We start from the raw sequence: 1321 nt of genomic DNA on the forward strand, positions 1-1321 counted from the left end.
GTGATGATGGCGAAGGTGAGCTTCAAAATCTCGGGATGGGACTCGATGAAAGCGTTGAGATCTTCGAGCGTGAGGGCTTCGATCAGCGCCAGCTGCTTTTTGGAGTACCCGAGCCCAAGCTCCTTGTAGTACTCGTTGAAAGCGCGGCCCAGACGCTGGGAGAGGGTTTCGTTGCGCAGAGGCTCGCTGCCGAGCAGAAACATCTTCGCGTCGTCGAGCTCCTGCTGTGTGGCCCCTTTGGCGACGAATTCGGCGATCACCTCTTTGACCACCTTCAGCGCCTCCTCCTGACTCTCGAGTTTGGTCTGCAGGTAGCCGCTGAAGTAGCTGCTGCTTTTGTTGAGCACGATGCGTCCGTAGGCGCTGTAGGCGAGCCCCCGTTTCACCCTGACCTCCTCCATCAGACGGCTGCCGAAGCCGCTGCTGCCCAGGATGAAAGCGGCCACACGGGCCTTGTAGGCGTCGGGATCGTTCACTTTCAGACGATAAGGCGCGCCGAAATAGATGTAGGCCTGCTCCGTCTCCCTGTTTTCCTTAACCGTTTTGGCTTTGTCGCTCGCTTCGAAAAAGGGAAGCTTCTCGCTCTTTCCCGCCGGCAGTACGCTCAGGGCGTTTCTGGCGTACCGTTTCGCCTCTTCCAGGCTCATATCCCCGCCGATCACGACGATGGCGCGTTTCAAAGCAAGATGCTCCTTCAAAAAGCTTTCCACATCTCCGAGCGTGAGCGCTTCGATGTCATCCACCGTCCCATCCGCCGGACGGGCAAGCGGCGTCCCTGCAAAGAGTGACTTTTTCAGAAGCAAAGAGGCCTGATAGTCGTAGTCGCTCTCTTTGCGCATCAGTGTCCCGATGGTCGTGGTTTGTACCTTCTTGAAACTTCTGTCGGTCAGGTTCGGCTCTTTGAGCAGCTGTCCGAAAAGCACCACGCCGTCGTCGAAGACCTCCTTGAGACTGCCCAGTTCGAAGACGAAAGTCTCCGTACCGGCATGGGCGCTCAGGCTGATGGCCCGCTCCTCCAGAGCCTTGGCGAAACCGGTGGCGCCCAGCGTCCGGGTCCCCTCGTTCATCATCTTCGCCGCGAACTTCGCCAGCCCGGGATGCTCTCCGTCCGCCAGCGAGCCGCTGTAGCGGAAAACCACCTGCATCGACGCGATGGGAAGCAGCGTCTCCTTCTCGAAAATCAGCGGAACGTCCACACCGTTTATCGTCACTTTGTCCAAAACCGCACTCATCAAAACTCCTTGTACCAATGCCAATATCATCAAAATTCTCTTCATCGCACCATCCTATAGTTCTATGCCGTCGCGCCGGGCGATCCGCT

General features: G+C 57.8%; 1 protein-coding gene. It reads right to left on the bottom strand.

Annotation, left to right across the window (positions count from 1 at the left end):
- A partial coding sequence (locus tag Q1K23_RS05030) for a pitrilysin family protein (protein ID WP_300362966.1) occupies window positions 1-1232 on the bottom strand: 1232 nt, incomplete at its 3' end.
- Window positions 1233-1321 lie beyond the last annotated feature (89 nt).

The sequence above is a fragment of the Hydrogenimonas sp. genome (assembly GCF_029933015.1).
GTDB lineage: Bacteria > Campylobacterota > Campylobacteria > Campylobacterales > Hydrogenimonadaceae > Hydrogenimonas.